23 protein-coding genes and 1 riboswitch are annotated in these 17386 nt (G+C 69.2%); of the genes, 14 read left to right on the top strand and 9 right to left on the bottom strand.

The genetic code is table 11. The features are described 5' to 3' along the window. Positions 1-422: 422 nt before the first annotated feature. Positions 423-1157 (bottom strand): XRE family transcriptional regulator, encoded by a 735-nt coding sequence (locus AB0G15_RS39365; RefSeq protein WP_362850376.1) that lies wholly within the window; start codon positions 1155-1157, stop codon positions 423-425. Positions 1158-1330: 173 nt separating this feature from the next. Here AB0G15_RS39365 and AB0G15_RS39360 point away from each other — a divergent pair, with 173 nt between their 5' ends. The 3 genes from AB0G15_RS39360 (at position 1331) to AB0G15_RS39350 (ending at position 2778) form a co-directional block, all read left to right on the top strand. Then, on the top strand, positions 1331-1675 hold the full coding sequence (locus AB0G15_RS39360) for a hypothetical protein (RefSeq protein WP_362850375.1): 345 nt from the start codon (positions 1331-1333) through the stop codon (positions 1673-1675). An 11-nt stretch (positions 1676-1686) separates the two neighbouring features. Next, the gene (locus AB0G15_RS39355; protein ID WP_362850373.1) at positions 1687-2160 is read left to right on the top strand and encodes a winged helix-turn-helix domain-containing protein; all 474 of its coding nucleotides are present in this window, start codon (positions 1687-1689) and stop codon (positions 2158-2160) included. A 66-nt stretch (positions 2161-2226) separates the two neighbouring features. Continuing rightward, complete coding sequence (locus AB0G15_RS39350) at positions 2227-2778, top strand: HD domain-containing protein (RefSeq protein WP_362850371.1); 552 nt, start codon at positions 2227-2229, stop codon at positions 2776-2778. Here the strand turns inward: AB0G15_RS39350 and AB0G15_RS39345 are convergent. Together AB0G15_RS39345 and AB0G15_RS39340 are read right to left on the bottom strand one after the other, a co-directional pair. Further along, positions 2761-3237 carry an NUDIX domain-containing protein gene (locus AB0G15_RS39345; protein WP_362850369.1) on the bottom strand — a complete coding sequence of 159 codons (477 nt, stop codon included), beginning with the start codon at positions 3235-3237 and terminating at the stop codon, positions 2761-2763. The two genes, AB0G15_RS39350 and AB0G15_RS39345, sit on opposite strands and share 18 nt — an antisense overlap. A gap of 2 nt (positions 3238-3239) precedes the next feature. Continuing rightward, complete coding sequence (locus tag AB0G15_RS39340; RefSeq protein ID WP_362850368.1) at positions 3240-3977, bottom strand: XRE family transcriptional regulator; 738 nt, start codon at positions 3975-3977, stop codon at positions 3240-3242. A gap of 151 nt (positions 3978-4128) precedes the next feature. Between AB0G15_RS39340 and AB0G15_RS39335 the strand changes: the two genes are divergently transcribed. Both AB0G15_RS39335 and AB0G15_RS39330 read left to right on the top strand, forming a co-directional pair. Then, complete coding sequence (locus AB0G15_RS39335) at positions 4129-4344, top strand: hypothetical protein (protein ID WP_362850366.1); 216 nt, start codon at positions 4129-4131, stop codon at positions 4342-4344. After that, on the top strand, positions 4341-4517 hold the full coding sequence (locus AB0G15_RS39330) for a hypothetical protein (RefSeq protein WP_362850365.1): 177 nt from the start codon (positions 4341-4343) through the stop codon (positions 4515-4517). The genes AB0G15_RS39335 and AB0G15_RS39330 overlap by 4 nt, the downstream gene beginning before the upstream one ends. A gap of 31 nt (positions 4518-4548) precedes the next feature. Here AB0G15_RS39330 and AB0G15_RS39325 read toward each other — a convergent pair whose 3' ends face one another. Next, positions 4549-4884 (bottom strand): winged helix-turn-helix domain-containing protein, encoded by a 336-nt coding sequence (locus AB0G15_RS39325; RefSeq protein ID WP_362850364.1) that lies wholly within the window; start codon positions 4882-4884, stop codon positions 4549-4551. A 130-nt stretch (positions 4885-5014) separates the two neighbouring features. On the opposite strand from AB0G15_RS39325, the gene AB0G15_RS39320 reads away from it, so the two are divergent. From AB0G15_RS39320 to AB0G15_RS39290, 7 genes are all read left to right on the top strand, one after another. Beyond that, entirely contained in the window at positions 5015-5359 is a 345-nt protein-coding gene (locus AB0G15_RS39320) for a hypothetical protein (RefSeq protein ID WP_362850362.1), read from the top strand. Next, positions 5349-6713, top strand: coding sequence for an FtsK/SpoIIIE domain-containing protein (locus tag AB0G15_RS39315; RefSeq protein WP_362850361.1), 1365 nt, complete (start codon positions 5349-5351; stop codon positions 6711-6713). The genes AB0G15_RS39320 and AB0G15_RS39315 overlap by 11 nt, the downstream gene beginning before the upstream one ends. Before the next feature lie 31 nt (positions 6714-6744). Then, positions 6745-7428 carry a DUF2637 domain-containing protein gene (locus AB0G15_RS39310; RefSeq protein ID WP_362850360.1) on the top strand — a complete coding sequence of 228 codons (684 nt, stop codon included), beginning with the start codon at positions 6745-6747 and terminating at the stop codon, positions 7426-7428. A gap of 69 nt (positions 7429-7497) precedes the next feature. Then, positions 7498-7659: a hypothetical protein gene (locus AB0G15_RS39305; protein WP_362850358.1), complete on the top strand. Its 162-nt coding sequence runs from the start codon at positions 7498-7500 to the stop codon at positions 7657-7659. A 140-nt stretch (positions 7660-7799) separates the two neighbouring features. Then, on the top strand, positions 7800-9140 hold the full coding sequence (locus AB0G15_RS39300) for a replication initiator (RefSeq protein WP_362850378.1): 1341 nt from the start codon (positions 7800-7802) through the stop codon (positions 9138-9140). Then, positions 9137-9313 carry a helix-turn-helix domain-containing protein gene (locus AB0G15_RS39295; RefSeq protein WP_362850356.1) on the top strand — a complete coding sequence of 59 codons (177 nt, stop codon included), beginning with the start codon at positions 9137-9139 and terminating at the stop codon, positions 9311-9313. The genes AB0G15_RS39300 and AB0G15_RS39295 overlap by 4 nt, the downstream gene beginning before the upstream one ends. Continuing rightward, positions 9310-10545: a site-specific integrase gene (locus AB0G15_RS39290; protein WP_362850354.1), complete on the top strand. Its 1236-nt coding sequence runs from the start codon at positions 9310-9312 to the stop codon at positions 10543-10545. Before AB0G15_RS39295 ends, AB0G15_RS39290 begins: the two co-directional genes overlap by 4 nt. Before the next feature lie 44 nt (positions 10546-10589). Here the strand turns inward: AB0G15_RS39290 and AB0G15_RS39285 are convergent, their stop codons facing one another. The 4 genes from AB0G15_RS39285 to AB0G15_RS39270 form a co-directional block, all read right to left on the bottom strand. Then, entirely contained in the window at positions 10590-11528 is a 939-nt protein-coding gene (locus tag AB0G15_RS39285) for a hypothetical protein (protein ID WP_362686819.1), read from the bottom strand. A 42-nt stretch (positions 11529-11570) separates the two neighbouring features. Next, a riboswitch (cyclic di-AMP (ydaO/yuaA leader) is annotated at positions 11571-11707 on the bottom strand. Between the two features lie 72 nt (positions 11708-11779). Continuing rightward, on the bottom strand, positions 11780-12859 hold the full coding sequence (gene galT / locus AB0G15_RS39280; RefSeq protein WP_362850352.1) for a galactose-1-phosphate uridylyltransferase: 1080 nt from the start codon (positions 12857-12859) through the stop codon (positions 11780-11782). Further along, on the bottom strand, positions 12856-13656 hold the full coding sequence (locus AB0G15_RS39275; protein ID WP_362850350.1) for a DeoR/GlpR family DNA-binding transcription regulator: 801 nt from the start codon (positions 13654-13656) through the stop codon (positions 12856-12858). The genes galT and AB0G15_RS39275 overlap by 4 nt, the downstream gene beginning before the upstream one ends. A gap of 92 nt (positions 13657-13748) precedes the next feature. Then, positions 13749-14345, bottom strand: a complete 597-nt coding sequence (locus tag AB0G15_RS39270) for a metal-dependent phosphohydrolase (protein WP_362850349.1) — start codon at positions 14343-14345, stop codon at positions 13749-13751. A 205-nt stretch (positions 14346-14550) separates the two neighbouring features. Between AB0G15_RS39270 and AB0G15_RS39265 the strand changes: the two genes are divergently transcribed. Then, positions 14551-14712 (top strand): hypothetical protein, encoded by a 162-nt coding sequence (locus AB0G15_RS39265; RefSeq protein WP_362850347.1) that lies wholly within the window; start codon positions 14551-14553, stop codon positions 14710-14712. Positions 14713-14764: 52 nt separating this feature from the next. On the opposite strand, the gene AB0G15_RS39260 is transcribed toward AB0G15_RS39265, so the two are convergent. Beyond that, positions 14765-15337 carry a TIGR03086 family metal-binding protein gene (locus AB0G15_RS39260; RefSeq protein WP_362850346.1) on the bottom strand — a complete coding sequence of 191 codons (573 nt, stop codon included), beginning with the start codon at positions 15335-15337 and terminating at the stop codon, positions 14765-14767. A 207-nt stretch (positions 15338-15544) separates the two neighbouring features. Here AB0G15_RS39260 and AB0G15_RS39255 point away from each other — a divergent pair, with 207 nt between their 5' ends. Next, complete coding sequence (locus AB0G15_RS39255; RefSeq protein WP_362850344.1) at positions 15545-17089, top strand: choice-of-anchor I family protein; 1545 nt, start codon at positions 15545-15547, stop codon at positions 17087-17089. Positions 17090-17386 lie beyond the last annotated feature (297 nt).

Raw genomic sequence — 17386 nt, 5'->3', positions numbered from 1 at the left:
CGTCTACCAGGGGTTTCTCTATGCCGTCAGGCAAACAGGGGTCTTGCGATCACGCTGTGTCCAGCAGTCCGCCGTCAGGGGATGAAAAAGGCTCACTGACTTGAGCCATTCCACCTTTAGCAGCTCTCCACCGTCACACGGAATATCCGATGGCAAGGGGACCCGAACCGTAGGGCCGCCAGGCCCGTAGGCTCGGAAGCCCCGCGGCAGCCCTTACGGACATCTCATTCAAACAGCCAGAAGTCTTCCTTCCGGTCATGGGTCTCTGCTCCATGGACATCAGTGCGTGGGCGGCGCTGGCTGCGACCGGCCGAAGAGCCGCAGCGCGGCCAGCGACCGCCCACGCGCGGCGGGTCGCCGCAGGCGGCACGCCCTTGAAAGCGAACAGATAAGTTACGTTCGATCTTGAAGGTGAAAGATCATTAGACCGTCTGACCTGCGGTTTCGGTACTGGTCCAGACGCGTTCGAAGCTGTCGAGGTAGGTCAGGGCGGCGTTGTCGGCCTCGGTGCGGGTCAGGTAGATGACGGGTGCTTCGGAAGCTCGGGTGCCGTACACGTGCAGGTTGACCAACAGGCTGTCGTCGGCGCGGTAGATCGAGTTGTAGAGCACGGTGCGATGCCGGCGGATCTCGATGCCCTCGATGTCCTGGAGGGGGCGGTAGAGGGCGAAGGCGTTGTGGATGCGTGCGGCCATGACGTCGCTGCCGGTGCCTTCCTCTGCGCCTCGGGCGGCGACCTGGGGGCTGTCGGGGTCGCCCAGCAGGATGCGGACCCGTGCCCCTGTCCGTGCTCGCTCGGTGAGGATGCGGAGAAGGCCGGCGTCCTCGGCGAGGAACAGTCCGCTGTAGACGAGGATGCCGATCTCCTTCTCCGCGGCCTGGAAGAACGATCGCCAGACCTCGGCGGGTACGGACCAGCGGTGGGGATAGACGGCTTTGATCTCGCCGGTGATGTGGCGTCGGCCGTAGGAGACGTCAGGCCATAGGTCGTTCTCGTGGGTTTCGAGGAGGTCGGCGACCGCGAAGCGGTGGCGAGGGTGGGGGATGCGGCCGCTGATCCAGCGGGCGACGGTTTTGGGGTCGACCGCCAGGCGGGCGGCGATGTCGACGGGCTGCAGTCGCGCCCGGATCAAGGCGTGCCGGAGGTTTTCGTTCATCGGGGACGCACCTTCCGCAGCAGGAGGGCCGGTGCTTGCGACGCTAACATAAGACGTCCCTAGACGTCCCTAACTTGCGGTGCCCGAGTCCCTACCGGACAGCGAAGCTCGTCGGCATGGAGCCCCGCCCACCCAGGGCTCCGCCCTCACCGTCCGATGGGAGTCCTTCATCCATGAGCACCGTGAAAGAGAACCAGTACGCCTATCAGGTCGAGTTGCTCACCGCACTCCGCAACGAGTTGATCAACCGGGAGATCATCGCGGTCCTGATCACCGACAGCAAGGATCGACCGTGTCTGGACGTCACCGACAGCACATTCCGCCCTCGCCGTGTCTACGTCCATCTGCCGTTCCTGTGGTTCTACTGGGGCGATCAGCACGACGAGCGGGTCTCGTGCCTAAAGCTGTTCCCCGCCGCCGATCGGATCGCTGAGGCGGCCCAGGCCGGCTGGCGCGACGGCGAGCAGGGAGAGCTCGGCCTGGATCTGGGTCAGATCGTCAACGCTTATCGTTCTTGAGCTCGGCGACGATGTCCCACAGCGAAAACAGATGGCTGACCGGCGGGCGGGTCTACCACCTGCTCGCCGATTGGCTCCGCGATCAGATCACCACGGGCGCATACCCGCCGGGCAGCGTCCTGCCCTCAGAGATGGCCCTCGTCGGTCAGTTCCGCATCGCCCGATCCACGGCCCGCCGCGGACTGGCGGTCCTGGAGGACGAAGGCTTGATCGTCACCCTGCCCGGCAAAGGACGTGTCGTGAGAGGGGACGCCCCAGATCTGCAGGCGACCTATCGCTATCAGGTGATCGCTCGCGCCTTGCGCGAACAGATCCGCGCAGGGGCGTTTCCCGCCGGCGCCCCCCTGCCCAGTGAGCATGCACTGCGCCGTCGGCATCGGGCGTCGCGCAACACCGTTCGTCATGCCCTGGCCGAACTGGAACGCGAAGGGCTGATCGTCGCCCAACACGGTAAGGGCCGCTTCGTCCGATCGACCCAACTCTGAGACGTCTTGAGACGTCTCGCTCTCGCTCTGGTCGTCCTGCGGGGGTCGGCATTTATCGTGAACCGCATGGAACACGCCGAATGGGCTCGTGAGCTGGCCGAACATTTTCTCCGGGAGCCGTTGCCACGCCGCTGGGCGCACACGCAAGGGGTGGCCGCGCGCGCCGTCTCGCTGACGCCGATCCTCGGGGAACATGCTGATCTGCTGATCACTGCGGCCTGGCTGCATGACATCGGTTACGCACCTGATCTCGTCGACACTGGCTTTCATCCGCTCGACGGTGCCCGATACCTGCGAGACGTTCAGCGGGTCGACGACACGTTGTGCGGTCTGGTGGCCTACCACTCGGGTGCCATCAACGAGGCTCGGGAGCGCGGTCTGATCGACCTGTTGACTGCCGAGTTCCGTGAGGGACGGCCCGAGCTGGCCGAAGCGCTCATCTACTGCGACATCACCACCGGCCCGAACGGCGAGCGGTTCACCGTGCATGAGCGCCTGGCGGAGATCTGTGCCCGCTACGGTCCCGGCGATCTGGTGACCCGTGTCATCGGCATCAACGAATCGTTGCTGTTGGCCGCGGTCGCCTCCGTTGAGGCGGCGCTAGCCGATGTGCGGTAGGTCGGCGCCCTTCAGATAGTGCTCGATCCGCATCCGCATCGCCCGGTCCATCGGGAGGGACAGGACGTCCTCGCGCGGGACCCATCGCACTTCGCGTGACTCGCTGCTCGTCGTCGGCGATCCCCCGATGACACGTGCGGTGAGCACGATGGAGAACTCCTGCCGGGCCTCGCCGTTGGACGTGTAGAGGATCACGTGCCGGGGGTCGGTGTAGATCCCGACCATTCCGGTGATCTCGCACGTGATCCCGGTCTCCTCCGCCGTCTCGCGTACCGCGGCCTGCGGGACCGACTCGCCCAGATCGATCGCACCCCCGGGGAGTGCCCAGTTGTCGTTGTCGGTGCGGTGGATCATCAAGATGTCGCCGGCGTCGTTGGTGACCACCGCGTTCACGGACGGAACCATGCTGTTGGGCGTGGGAGCGCCGGGGTCATCGTGGTAGTCGATCCGCCGAGACATGATCACCACTCTACCGGGCGGGCTTCGGTCCATATCTTGTCGAAACTGTCCAGGTACGTGGTCACCATGTCCCCGCCGGCCACCCGGCGCAGGTGCAGCACGGGGGCATTGGAGGCCACCTCGCCGTACACATGCGTGTTCACGAGAACCTGGTCGTCCGCCCGGAAGATCGAGTTGTAGAGCGTCGTGCCGTGCATCCGGAACTCGGCCACCTCGCGCAACGGCGCGTACAGGGAGAGCACGCTCCGGATCTTCGCTGAGATCGCGTCCTTGCCGATACCCTCATCGGCGCTACGCCGGATCACTTCCTCGGATTCCGGGTCACCGAGCAGGACGCGAAGTCGAGCCCCGGACCTGCCCCTCTCGGCGAGAAGCCGGATCAGCCCGGCGTCCTCGGCAAGGAACATCCCGACGTACACCAGGATGTCGATCTTTTCTGACGCACCGCGGAACAGGCCCTCCCACGCACCCCGGGGCATCGTCCACCGGTGCGGGTACACATTGATGATCTCACTCTCGGACGCGGCCACGACCTGCTCTTGGCTGAGGGCCTGCGGCCACAGGTAGGTCTCGTCCGTACCCAGCAGCGACGCCACGGCGAATCGGTGTTTCCGGTACGGCTCGCGTCCCTTGGTGATCCACCGCTCGACGGTCTTGGGGTCAACCGCGATGGCCTCGGCCAGTACGGCGACGCTCATACCCTTCGCCAACAGCGCCGCGCGCAGCCGCTCGTTCGCCATCTCACCTGCCCGTCAGGGACGTCCGGGGACCTGGACATCGTATGCCGGACGTCCCGAACATGTCCCGTCCTGTAGTGATCTCGTCCCACCCTTCGGGCGGATTCTCGGTGTCACACCGCACGACACCGACTCGACGAAGGGAGACGCGAACATGATCGACCTGATGGCCTCGCTGGAGGAGGGACCGGTCTGCGCCTGCGGCGCGGCCGTGGAGGAGGGGCAGACGCTCTGCCGGAAGTGCCACGCCTCGGCACGCTGGCTGCGGCGGCAGGCCAAGCGACGTAAGGCGAACAGGCGGCGCGGCGAGGTCCGGCGCCCGGCCGGCTACCCGCGCGGCACCGTGGAGGCGGGGGTGATCTGGACGTGAGCTCGATCCCCCTCATCGTCGCCCTGGTGCTCACGGCCGTCGTGGTTGTCGGTTACACGCTCGTTCTGATCGGGATGCGCCAGGAGGACCGGTGCATGAGCCTGCGCACGGCCGCGCCGACCCGTTCGGCGGTCCTGGCGCGGCGGGTGACCGGCTGCCACGTTCGCGGATGACCGTGAATCCGCAGGTGACCGCGCAAGACACCTACGGGCGGTCCTTAAGCGCCGACTCGACCCGGGCGAGCCGTTCCGACAGGTCGTGCAGGGTGGCACGGATCTCGGTCAGCTCATCCGACGAGGCCGGCACCGGCGCGGCGCCCTCCCGGACAAAGACGCCTTTGCCCTGCTGGCCGATCACCAGGCCCTCGTTGCGCAGGACGCCGACGGCGAGTTTCACCACGCTCAACGAGGCTTCGTAGCGCTCGGCGAGCTGGGTGGTGGACGGCAGCGGGGCTCCGGGGGCCAGGACGCCGGTACGGATCTGCTCGCGCAGATCGTCGGCGATCTGCAGGTAGCCGGGCCGCCCGGTGTTCTTGACCATCCATCCCTCTTCCGCCGTCTGCTTGCTCCTAGTTCAGCACAGACGCGCAACCAAGCCAACCATGAGAACGTTGACAACCGAGCCAACTAGGTTAACTATGTTGGCTACGTCGAATAGGAGGTCACACACCATGCGCAACATCCCCATCCCCGTCGACACCGCCAAACTGCAGTTCGTCTGCGTCGCTGCACCCCGCCCCCGCCTGGTCAACAAGGACACCGGCGAGATCAAGACCGACAAGAGCGGCAACCCCGTCTACGAGGTCGCCATGTCGGCCATCGACGCGACCGGCCGCATCGAGCTGATCCGCGTCAACACCTCCGGCGAACCGCCCGTCGCCCTCGGCATGCCCGTCAACCCCGTCGACCTGGTCGGCTTCGTCTGGGAGCAGACCCGCAACGGCGAAGTCCGCTGGGGCATCAGCTACCGCGCCGCCTCGATCCTCCCCATGGAGGTGAGCACTCTTGCGCGATGACCTGCTGCTGACGCTTCTCGACGTCGGCGTTGTCTTGGCCGTCGTGGTGGCCGGACTGTGGGCCTGGTGGCGCTGGCACTACCGCTCCTTCTGGCTGGTGGCCGGCTACCCGCTCATGGCTCTTTCCGTCCGCGCCACCTGGCGCAAGGTCGCCCTCGGCTGCGGCCTGACCAAGAAGCGCCAGCGCTGGTGGTTCACCCTCACCCCCGGCGCGGTCGCCTCCACCGGCCTGGTCAAGGTCCGCCGCCGCTTCCAGCGCATCGCCGTCGACACCAAACCCTGGATGTGGCTGCCCCTGCCCACCCGGCACGGCTGGCGCGTCACCCTCCACCTGCTGGAAGGCCAGATCCCCGAGGACTACACCAAGGCCGCCGAGCGACTGGCCCACTCCTGGCGAGTGCATGCCGTCCGCGTCTCCTCACCCCGCCCCGGACGGGTCGTCCTGGCCACGACCATGCGCGACCCTCTCGTCCGGGTCGCCGACCTGCCACCCTCCTCCGAGCTACTCAAGGTCACCGTGGGACGACTGGAGACCGGCAAGCCCTGGGAGATCGACTTCCGCACCGTGCCGCACTGGCTCAACGCCGGAGCGACCCAGTCCGGGAAATCCAACCTCGCCAACGCCTTGATCGTCGGCCTGGCCCCGCAGCCGGTGGCGCTGGTCGGCTTCGACCTCAAAGGTGGCGTGGAGTTCACCCCCTACACCTCACGCCTGTCGGCACTGGCCACCTCCCGCGCCGAGTCGGTCGGCCTGCTCGACGACCTGGTGGGACTGATGATCGACCGGATGGGCCTGTGCCGTACGGCAGGCGCCCGTAACATCTGGCAACTTCCACCCGGCGTACGGCCGATCCCCATCGTTGTCCTGGTCGACGAGCTGGCCGAGCTGTATCTGATGGCCGACAAAAGCGAGAAGGACGAGATCGCCAAGACCTCAACCGCGCTGCTCCGCGTAGCCCAGCTCGGGCGGGCCTTCGGGATCTACCTGTTCTGCTGCGGTCAGCGCATCGGCTCCGACCTCGGACCCGGCGTCACCGCCCTACGGGCGCAGTGCTCGGGCCGCATCTGCCACCGGGTCAACGACCCCGAAACCGCGACCATGACCCTCGGCGACCTCGACCCCGCCGCCCTGGTCTCCGCCCGCGCGATCCCCGCCGAAACCCCCGGGGTGGCCATCGTCGCCGGACAGGACGGCCAGTGGTACCGCGCCCGCTCCTTCTACGTCTCCGAACAGGCCGCCGAACACGCCGCCCGCATGTACTCAGACCTCACCCCGGCCTGGGCCGACATCACCTCCGGCATCCACGACGCGGCCACGAGCGAGATCGACCTGACCGAACTCCTCGACGCCTGAACCGACCGAGCCGATCAGAAAGGGGGAAACGATGCGACACCTCGCCCGCTACCTGCTCGACTCCGGGCCGGTCCTCATCCTGGCCGCCATCGCGGGTGCCGGATCGTTCACCCACATCCACGACACCGCCACCCAGCACGGACAAGAAGGCTGGATGGCCTGGGCCGTAGCCGTCTGCGTCGACCTCACCTGCGTCATGGCCGCCCGCGAACGCCAGCGCGACGCCAAGACCGGACGCCAGCGCTCCGGGCCGGTCTCCTGGCCGGCGCTCGTCCTGGCCGGCGGCGTCCTGCTGTCCCTGGCGGCCAACCTGCACCAAGCCGAAGCATCGGTATGGGGCTGGCTGGTCGCCGCCACACCCGCCGGAGCGTTCCTCATCGCGGTCTCGATGCTGGAACGCCGCGCGGCCGTCTCCCGCCCCGCCCCCTCGCCCGCGGTGACGGTCACCGCCTCCACCACACCGACCACCACGCCGCCGATCCCCGAACTCACCCCCGCCGCCGATGCCGCCCCCGACGACTCAACCGGGCCGTCCCCGGCTCTGGTCACCTTCGCCCGCCGCGTGGCCACCGAACACCACGCCCAGCACGGCCGGCCCATCACCGCCGACACGCTTCGCGCCCGACTGGGCGTCTCCGACCAACTCGCCGTCGACCTGCTCCGCAGCCTGCAAATCGTCACCGAACCCGCCCAGAGACAAGGAGAACCACGATGACCGACCCCGAGCGTCGACCCGCCGTGATCAAGGGGCTGCGGGACCTGGCTGCCTGCCTGGAAGTCGCCGATGTCGTCTGATGCCGGCCAAGAAGCAATCGCCCTGCCCATCTACGAGCGGGAACCGCTCTCGCCGACCACGCCGCACCGCTGGCGCTGCCTGTGCGGCGGGGGTGGCCTCGACTCCTACGGCGACACCTGCTCCTACTGCGACGGTCTCGGCTTCTGCTGAGAGTCGTCGGCGCCCCCGGCCTGTCCGTACATCCGCCAAGACGCCTGCCAGATCGGGGGCCATCCCCTTCGCACCCCAACGAGTGAAAGGAGGTCTTCATCTTGCCCGCATCCACGGCCAGTCCGCACGCGATCAGGGGCATGATCACCCGACTGCACGACCCGCACTACACCCGCTGGGCCGCCCAGGTCCGCGCAACGAACGGCTGCCGCCAGCCGATCCACCTGCGAGGCCGCGTCGACCACATCGACCGGGCCACCGGCGAACTGCTCCACCACTACAGCACCCGCACCGAACCCGACGGCATCCTTCGCGTCCCCTGCAAGACCCGCCGCGCCTCCCGCTGCCCGGCCTGCGCCGAGACCTACCGCGCCGACACCTACCAACTCATCCGCGCTGGCCTGACCGGCGGCAAAGGCGTCCCCGAAACGGTCACCGCACACCCGTGCCTGTTCCTCACCCTCACCGCCCCCTCCTTCGGCGCCGTGCACACCCGCCGGGAGAAGAACGGCAAAACGCTGCCCTGTCACGCCCGCCGCGACGCCCCCACCTGCCCGCACGGCCGGGTCATGTCCTGCACGGCCCGGCACCGCGCCGACGAGACCTGCCTCGGTGAACCGCTCTGCCCCGACTGCTACGACTACGAAGGCTCGGTGCTGTTCAACGCCCTGGCCCCGCAACTGTGGCGATACTTCACCGACGCCCTGCGCCGCCGCGTCGCCAAAACCGCTGGCCTGACCCTGCGGGAACTACGCGAGCAGGCCACCGTCTCCTTCGCCAAGGTCGCCGAGTACCAGCGACGCGGCGTCGTCCACTTCCACGCCGTCATCCGCCTCGACGGCCCCGACGGACCCACCTCCCCACCTCCGGCCTGGGCCACCACCGACACCCTGACCGACGCCGTACGACATGCCGCCACCGCCGTCTCCGTCACCGCTCCAGCCGTCCCCGACGCACCCGCCCGCGTACTGCACTGGGGTGAACAGATCGACACCCGCCCGATCACCCTGGACGGCGACCTCACCGACCAGGCTGTAGCGGGCTACATCGCCAAGTACGCCACCAAAGCCGCCGAATGCGTCGGCACCCTCGACCGACGCATCAACCCCCTCGACGAGCTGACCGCCTTCAACCTCCGCGAACACCCCCGCCGCCTCATCGCCGAGTGCCAGCGCCTCGGCACCCTCAACGAACTGGCCGACCTCCGGCTGACCCAATGGGCCCACATGCTCGGCTTCCGCGGCCACTTCTCCACCCGCTCCCGCCACTACTCCACCACCCTCGGCGACATCCGCGCCGACCGCACCACCTACGCCCGCGACGAGGACATCACCACCGGCCGGCTGCCCCTCTTCGACGAGGACACCGTCCTCGTCATCGCCGAATGGGAGTACGCCGGAAAGGGCCACTCACTGGGTGACGCCCTCCTTGCCGCCGTACTGACCGGCGTCCCTCTGGCCGATCCCGGAGGGCAGCGATGAAGACGCTTGATCCTCTCTGGACGGTGGACGAGGTCGCCGGCTACCTGGGAGTACCGGTGGCGACCCTCTACCAGTGGCGTCACCGCGGTACCGGTCCGGAGGGTCACAAGGTCGGCCGTCACGTCCGCTACCTTCCGGAAGACGTCGTGGCCTGGGTGCGGAGGCAGCCGTGACCGTCTACGACCGCTGGCACAAGATGGTGAAGCAGCCTAACGGCACCACGAAGAAGGTCCGCAGCTCCGAGTACGGCATCGGCGACCGATGGCAGGTGCGCTGGCGCGACGAGTCCGGAAGCCAGCGCAAGAGGAACTTCGCCAAGAAGGCCGGCAATGACCCCAACACCTGCGCGGAGGCGTTCGACGCACAGGTCACGAGTGACCTGAACCGCGGGACCTACATCGATCCCAATGCCGGAAAGATCACTGTCAGGGAGTACGGCGAGCAATGGCTCGCCGCGCAGACCTTCGACCGCTCCACCTACCAGCTCGTCGAGCTCCGGCTTCGCCTGCACGTCTATCCGGCCATCGGTGAGCGGGAGCTGCGTTCCCTGCGCCCCAGCCTTCTGCAGGCTTTCAGCCGTGGCCTTCAGGTCAAACTCTCGCCGAACTACGCGCGGGCCGTCTTCTTCCACCTCTCGACCGTTCTCAACGCCGCCGTAGATGACGAACTCATTCCCAAGAACCCCTGTCACGCGGGGTCGGTGAAGGCGCCCAGGGGAGAGGCCAAGAAGATCACTCCGTGGACGGTCGAGCAGGTGCGAGCGGTGGCGGACGGAATCGCTCAGCACTATGAGGTCATGGTGCTGACCGCCGCCGGCCTCGGTCTCCGCCAGGGGGAGGCGTTCGGCTTGGCCGTCGACGACGTCGACTTCCTACGTGGCATCGTCCATGTACGCCGACAGGTCAAGTTGCTCGGCGGCAAGCAAGAGCGTGTCTTCGCTCCGCCGAAGGGTGGCAAGCTACGCGACATCCCGCTCCCGGAGAGCGTGGCACTGCGACTCGCCGCCCACATCGAAGCCGTCGACCCGCCGGAGCTGACGCTGCCCTGGCGCACGCTGGACGGCTCACCGCACACGGCGCGGCTGCTCTTCACCACGCGGCAGAAAACCGTGATCGCCCGTAACGACTTCAACAAGTTCGCCTGGAAGACGGTCCTCGCCAAGGTCGGCATTCCTGCCACGAGAGAGAACGGCTTCCACATGCTCCGCCACCACTTCGCCTCGGTGCTGCTGGAGGACGGGGTGTCCATCAAGGCCGTCGCCGAGTTCCTCGGGCACGCGGACCCCGGCTTCACCCTGCGGACCTACACCCACCTCATGCCGTCCAGCGAGGACCGCATGCGCAAGGCGATCGACGGCGCCTGGGGGAGTGCCGCAGACCCGGGATGTGCCCTGGATGTGCCCTGAGAGGGGCAGATGGCCGAGAAGCCGCAGGTCAGCCCGCCGCAGCGCTAGTACATCGAGATGTGCGGGTGGTCGAAGTGGTTGGCCGTGATGCCGCCGCGGTTCGACATGAAGCGCCAGCCGGAGCCGTGGTTGATGCGCTGGCGCCAGATCACGTACTTCACGCCGAGTCTGGTCCTGTTCTTGAGGGCCCAGGCGGCGATCTCGTCGCCCAGCGCGAGGTTGGCGGCCGAGGGCATCGTGCCGCCGGTGCTCATCATGAAGTCGCAGGCGCGGCCCAGGGGGTGCTCGCCGCCGTCGTTGGCGGACCGGTAGCAGCCGACGGAGTACGGGAGGCTGAAGCGCCGCATGACGGCGTCGCGCATGATCCGGGTGCGGTCGGTGATGTTGTCGGCACCGGTGGGGAGCTGCGGGGCCCAGCTGCCGTCGGAGCGGCGGCCGGAACCGGTGGGGGCGAGCCGGTCGAGCTTGTCCTTGACGTCGCGGATCACGTCCTCGGCCTCCTCGCGCCGGCCCTCCACCTCCTTGGCCTCCTCGCGGATCTCGTCGGTGAGCCTGGATGCCGTCTCCGACGCCTTCTTCCTGCGTTCGAGGCTGCCGGCGAAGCCCTCCAGGTAGGCGCTCTGCTGGGCGGTGAGCTGTTCCATCACCGCGGCGGCGCCCATGTCGCCGGAGAACATCAGCGCGGGCAGTCCTCCGCTGCTGCTGGTCTGGTAGCGGAGCTGGACGATGGAGTCGACCTGCCTCTTGGCCTCGACGTAGACCTCCTCGGCCTTGCCCAGGTTCTGCTTGGCGACGGCCTCGGCCTTCTGCGCCTTCTTGAGGGACTCGCGTTTGGCCGCGTAGGTCTCGATCAGCCCGTCGAGTTTCTTGCCGAGTTTGGCCAGGTCGGCACGGAGCTTGGCCTCGGTCGGCTTGGGTTCCGCGCTTCCCGCGGTGGGGGTGCCGATGGTGAACGCCGCGATCGAGCTCAGACAGAGGACCACAGCGGCATGCCGACGGAACGTGGGGGACGAAGCCGCCACGAACTCTCCTCTCCTTCCGCCTACCGGGTTAGCTGACGGGTTCGGGCTGGAGGAAGCCCTTCCACCGAAGTGGTTTCACCCCAGGTGCGGTGGTTCCCCGGTTCCCGAGCGAGGCGCCCAGGATTAGGCAAATCAGCGTTTACAGCCGATGTGGGAAGGATAGTAGTGGTAAACAGCAGGTCATGCGACCTCAAGACGAGACCGAGTGGTAATCAGTTCGTGACAACAGAGCGCAGAAGCTGTGCTGTCCCCTCGGGGGACACGTCGTTCACGAAGGCGCCCATGGCCGACTCCGACCCGGCGAGGTATTTCAGCTTGTCCGGCGCGCGGCGGATGCTGAACAGCTCCATGTGCGCGTACGACAGATCGCGGCCGGTGGAGACCGGCGCCTGGTGCCAGGCCGCGATGTACGGCATGGGCACGCCGAACAGCCCGTCGAGGCGGCGGAGCACGTCGGTGTAGAGGGGACCGAACGCCGCGCGCTCCTCTGCCTCCAGCGCGACCAGGTCGGGGACCTGGCGGTGCGGGTAGAGGTGGACCTCCACCGGCCAGCGCGCCGCGGCCGGTACGAAAGCCGTCCAGTGCTCGTTCGAGCCCACCACCCGGATCCCGGCCTCCCGCTCCGCGGCCAGGACGTCGGCGAACAGGTTGCCGCCGGTCCGCTCCCGGTGGCGCTCGGCCGCCCCGAGGGTGAGCCTGGTACGCGGGGTCACGTAGGGGTAGGCGTAGATCTGGCCGTGCGGGTGGGCCAGGGTGATGCCGATCTCCGCTCCCCGGTTCTCGAAGCAGAACACCTGCTCCACGCCCGGCGTCGCCGACAGCTCCGCCGTACGGTCGACCCAGGCCTCCATGACCAGCTCGACCTGCTCGGGGGAGAGCCGCGAGAACGACGAGTCGTGCTCGGAGGTGAAGCAGACCACCTCGCACCTGCCGATCCCCGGCCGGACCTCGCTCAGCCCGCCGATCTCCCGGTGCTCGCCCGGCTGGGCGGAGAACGACGGGAACCGGTTCTCGAAGACCACCACGTCGTAGTCGGAGGCGGGCACCTCGGTGAGGTTGCCGGGGGTGGAGGGGCAGAGCGGGCACTCGCTGGCCGGGGGCAGGAAGGTGCGGCCCTGGCGGTGCCCGGCCACCGCGATCCACTCCTCGGTGAGCGGGTCGTAGCGCAGCTCGGAGGCGGCGGGGCGGGGCGGCAGGTCGCGCCGGTCGACCGCTCCGCGGTCGGCGTCGTCGCGCCGGTCGAAGTAGATGAGCTCCCGGCCGTCGGCCAGGTGGGTGATCGTGCGTTTCATCGGCCGGCGATCTCGCTCTCTGACTGGGGTTCCGTGATGATCAGTTCGCCCACCGAGGCGGCGAGCTCCTCGCGGGCCTCCCCGGTCAGGCCGGAGTCGATGACCACGATGTGGGCCTCGGCCAGCTGGGCGATGGTGCTGATGCCGACCGTGCCCCACTTGGTGTGGTCGGCGAGCACCACCAGGCGGTGCGCGGAGGCGACCAGCTCGCGGTTGGTCTCGGCCTCCAGCAAATTGGGGGTGGTGAACCCGGCGCGGGCGCTCATCCCGTGCACGCCGAGGAAGAGGGTGTCGACGTGGAGCCCGCGGACCGCCGAGACCGCGACCGGGCCGACCAGGGCGTCGGAGGGGGTGCGGATCCCGCCGGTGAGCACGACCGTGCGGTCGGCCCTGGGGGAGCGGTGGAAGACGTCGGCGATCCGGATCGAGTTGGTGATCACGGTCAGCTCGGGCACCTCGACCAGGTGGTGGGCGAGCGTCCAGGTCGTGGTCCCCGCGGAGAGCGCGACCGCCGTGGCGGGCCGGACGAGGCCGGCGGCGTGCTGGGCGATCGTCTCCTTCTCCGCCTGCTGGCGCGCCGACTTGGCGGCGAAGCCCGGTTCCTCGGTCGAGCCGGGCCCGGCGGCGGTGGCGCCGCCGTGGACCTTCTCCACCAGGCCACGCTCGGAGAGCACCTCAAGGTCACGCCGGATCGTCATGTCGGACACGCCGAGCTCCCGGACGAGATCGGCGACCCTGACCCCGCCGCTACTGCGCACCCTTTCCAGGATCGCCTGCTGCCGCTGCTGGGCAAGCATGCCTCGCCCCCTCGCTCCCCTGAATCCACCAGTTTCCACCAAAATACCACGGCAGAACCAGGATATGTTGTTGAGTATTGGTGGCTAACCGCTCACAGTCGCTCAAGCTCCGCCGCGATGTTCGCTCTCGCCGCCTCCTCCAGATCGGCGACGCGGAAGATCGCCGGGAGGTCGAGCAGCGAGCGCAGCACGGCGGCCCGCCCGGCCCTGAACGCGTCGTCGGGGACGAAGCCGTACTCCTCGCGCACGGCCGCCGCGTAGCCGGCGTAGACCTCCGGGGACGCGCCCAGGATCGCCAGGTCCGCGTCGGACAGCACGGCCCCGTCCGCGTCGCCGGGCGCGGGGTCGTGCGTGACGGTCAGCCTGACCAGCCGGGCGACCGTCGCCACGGCCGCCGCGGACAGTCCCGTCTCCGGCAGCGCGCGCTCGGCCAGCCTCGCGCTCCGCTCCTCGTTGTCGCCGCGCCGGGGGTCGTAGACGGCGTCGTGGAACCAGGCCGCCAGCCGTACGAGGTCCGGATGCTCGGCGTGACCGGCCAGGGCGTCGACGTGGTCGAGTACGGCCTCCAGGTGGGCTGTCGTGTGATATCTGCGGTGCGGCTCGTCGTACCGGGTGATCAGTTCGCCGCCGAGGGGATCGGCCCCGAGGCCGGCCAGGGATCGCCAGCGGGCCATCAGCTTCTCGCTCATGGGACGGAGCCTAGAACCCGGCCGGTGCCGGGCCGGAGGGGCGGGGCGCGGAATCGATCACACGTCCGCGTGCCGGGGCGCGGAACGTCAGGACCGGGGAAAGGCCGGGGAAGCACCGGGGAAACACGGTCCACCGGAGTTGGACGGATCGTCGTCCGGGCCTTGTGCGACCGGCGTTCCGGGAGGAATGTGAAGGTCTGAGCCGGTGAGATCGAGCCCCGTACGGCCCCGGGAGGGGCCAGACCTCGCGGGACTCGGCGGAACCTCGGAGAACCTCGGTGAAGGGGTGGTCGGCATGGGCAGACGAGCGCGTAAGGCCAAGGCCCGCAAGAAGCGCAAGGCCAATCACGGCAAGCGGCCGGCCTAGCGGCCCGGCCCTTCCCGCGTGAGCCGGGCGGGAGCGCCCGGGGAGCGGCCGGTCAGGCGCGACGGCCCCAGGAGGCCAGCAGCCGGGTCTGCGCGTCGGTGCCGGAGGGCGTCTCCCTGTGTCCTCCGGGGGGCGCGGCCTGCCGGTAGCCGGGCTCCGCGTGGCTGAACCAGGCGGCGCAGGCCTCGACCAGCTCGGGATCGAGCCGTTCGTCGGCGCCGATGGCGCGGGCCAGGTCCCACGTGTGGATGAGCGCGTCGGCGAACAGCTCGGTGACGTACTCCCGGCCGGGCACGTCGCCGAACGGCAGGTGGACGAGGCGGTCGAGGGCGTGGACGTCCGTCGCCGCCTGGATGGCGGGCACGGCCGAGGTGTCGAACGCCTTGATGGGGTCGTCGCCGAGCAGGTCCCCCTCGAAGGCGTCGCCGACCTCCGCGGAGGTCCCCCCGGCGAGCAGTACGGGGGCCCACAGGTTCTCGCCGACCACGTGGTTGACCAGGGCGTGCACGCTCCAGTCGACGCACGGCGTCGGGTTCTCCCACTGGTCGGGGCCGACCCGGTGGACGAGAGCGCCGAAGTCGTCCAGCGCGCGCTGGTAAGCCTCGGGTATGTCGATGGTCATCATGCCCCTCCCGATGCCCTCCCGGGTTTCCTCCCGGCTCTCATCTTGACCGTAACCCCTGGACCGCCAGTAGTCATCGCGTCAACGGACATGACCGGCATGCCCGGGGTTGTCTAGGGGATCGGTCCGGGTAGACCTGACCGTGGGGCTTCATCCCACGGTCATCTCGCCGTCAGGTTGGAGTCACGATATTTCGTGAAAATTCGTCTCATGCGCACCACGACTCTCACCCGGGCGGCCGCCGCGGCGGTCACCGGCCTGCTTCTTATGCCCGTCTCCGCGACCCCGGCCGCCGCCGAGTCCGGCCACGGGGGCGTCAAGCTGACCTTCCTCGGCCGCTACACCACCGGCACCGTCGCCGCCGGCGCCTCGGAGATCACCGCGTACGACGCCGCGACCCGCCGGGTCTTCGTGGTGAACGCGCAGGCCGGCACCGTCGACGTGCTCGACATCCGGGACCCGCGCAAGCCGCGCAAGGTCGCCACCCTGGCCACCCCCGGCGCCAACAGCGTCGCGGTGCGCCGCGGCCTGGTCGCCGTGGCCCAGCAGGCCGCGGTCAAGACCGACCCGGGCACCGTCGCCTTCTTCGACGCCAGGAGCGGGCGCAAGCTCAGGCAGGTGACCGTGGGCGCGCTGCCCGACATGCTGACCTTCACCCCGGACGGCAAGCGGGTGGTCGTGGCCAACGAGGGGGAGCCGTCCTCCTACTGCGAGGGCGCGGTGGCCGACCCCGAGGGCTCGGTGAGCGTCGTCGACCTGAAGCGCTGGACGGTGCGGACCGCGGGGTTCGCGAGGTTCGACGCGGAGCGGCTGCGGGCCGGGGGAGTGCGGATCACCGGCCCCGGCGCCACCGCCGCCCGGGACCTGGAGCCGGAGTACGTCACCGTCGAGGGCGACACCGCCTACGTGACCCTCCAGGAGAACAACGCGCTCGCGATCGTCGACCTGGACCGGGCCGCGGTCCGCGACGTCGTCCCGCTGGGGCTGAAGGACTGGTCGAAGACCGGGTTCGACGCCTCGGACAAGGACGGGAAGATCGACATCAGGCCCCGGCCGGTGAAGGGCATGTACCAGCCCGACGCGATCGCGCACTTCCGCGACCGCGGGCACACCTACCTGGTCACCGCCAACGAGGGCGACGGGCGCGACTGGGACTGCCACGCCGACGAGGTCAGGGTGAAGGACCTGAACCTCGCGCTGCCCGACGCCGCGAACCTCAAGAAGGACACCGAGCTCGGCCGGCTGAACGTGGCCGCCGACTCGCCCAAGGACGCGAGCGGCGCCTACACCGAGCTGCACGCGTTCGGCGCCCGCTCGATCTCGATCAGGTCCACCTCGGGAGCGCTCGTCTGGGACTCCGGCGACCAGCTGGAGCGGCTCGTCGCCAAGGAGCTGCCCGAGGCCTTCAACGCCGACAACGAGGAGGACGACTCCTTCGACAGCCGCAGCGACAACAAGGGCCCCGAGCCCGAGGGGGTCACGGTCGGCGAGGTGCGCGGCCGGACGTACGCCTTCGCCGGGCTGGAGCGGGTCGGCGGGATCGTCGCCTACGACCTGGGCGACCCGCGGGCGCCGCGCCTGGCCGGGTACGTCAACACCCGTGACCTCAGCGGCTCCATCGAGGACGGCACCGCCGGGGACGTCGGCCCCGAGGGCGTGCTGTTCGTCCCCGCCTCCGACAGCCCCACCCGCCACCCGCTCCTGGTGGTCGGCAACGAGATCAGCGGTACCACCGCCGTCTACGAGATCCGCTGAACCTCCGCCGGCCCCCGGCACGCCGGCCCCACGCCGCGAGAACCCGCGCGGCGTGGGGCTTCGTCGCGTACGGGCTCGGACGACGTACGGGCTCGGACGAAGCGGGGACGGGGCGTGGCCGTACGGGATCCGAGGACGCGTGAGGCGCAAGGCCCCGCACGGGCCGCGATGACGCGGAAGGCGGCACCGCGGCCCGTGCGGACGGCCCGTGCGGACGGCCCGTGCGGACGGCCCGTGCGGACGGCCCGTGCGGACGGCCCGTGCGGACGGCCCGTGCGGACGGCCCGTGCGGACGGC

This window comes from Streptosporangium sp. NPDC023825 (genome assembly GCF_040639575.1).
In the GTDB taxonomy this organism is placed as follows: Bacteria; Actinomycetota; Actinomycetes; order Streptosporangiales; family Streptosporangiaceae; genus Streptosporangium.
Note: the sequence above shows the minus strand (reverse complement) of the source record. Positions and strands in the feature narration are given on the sequence as shown.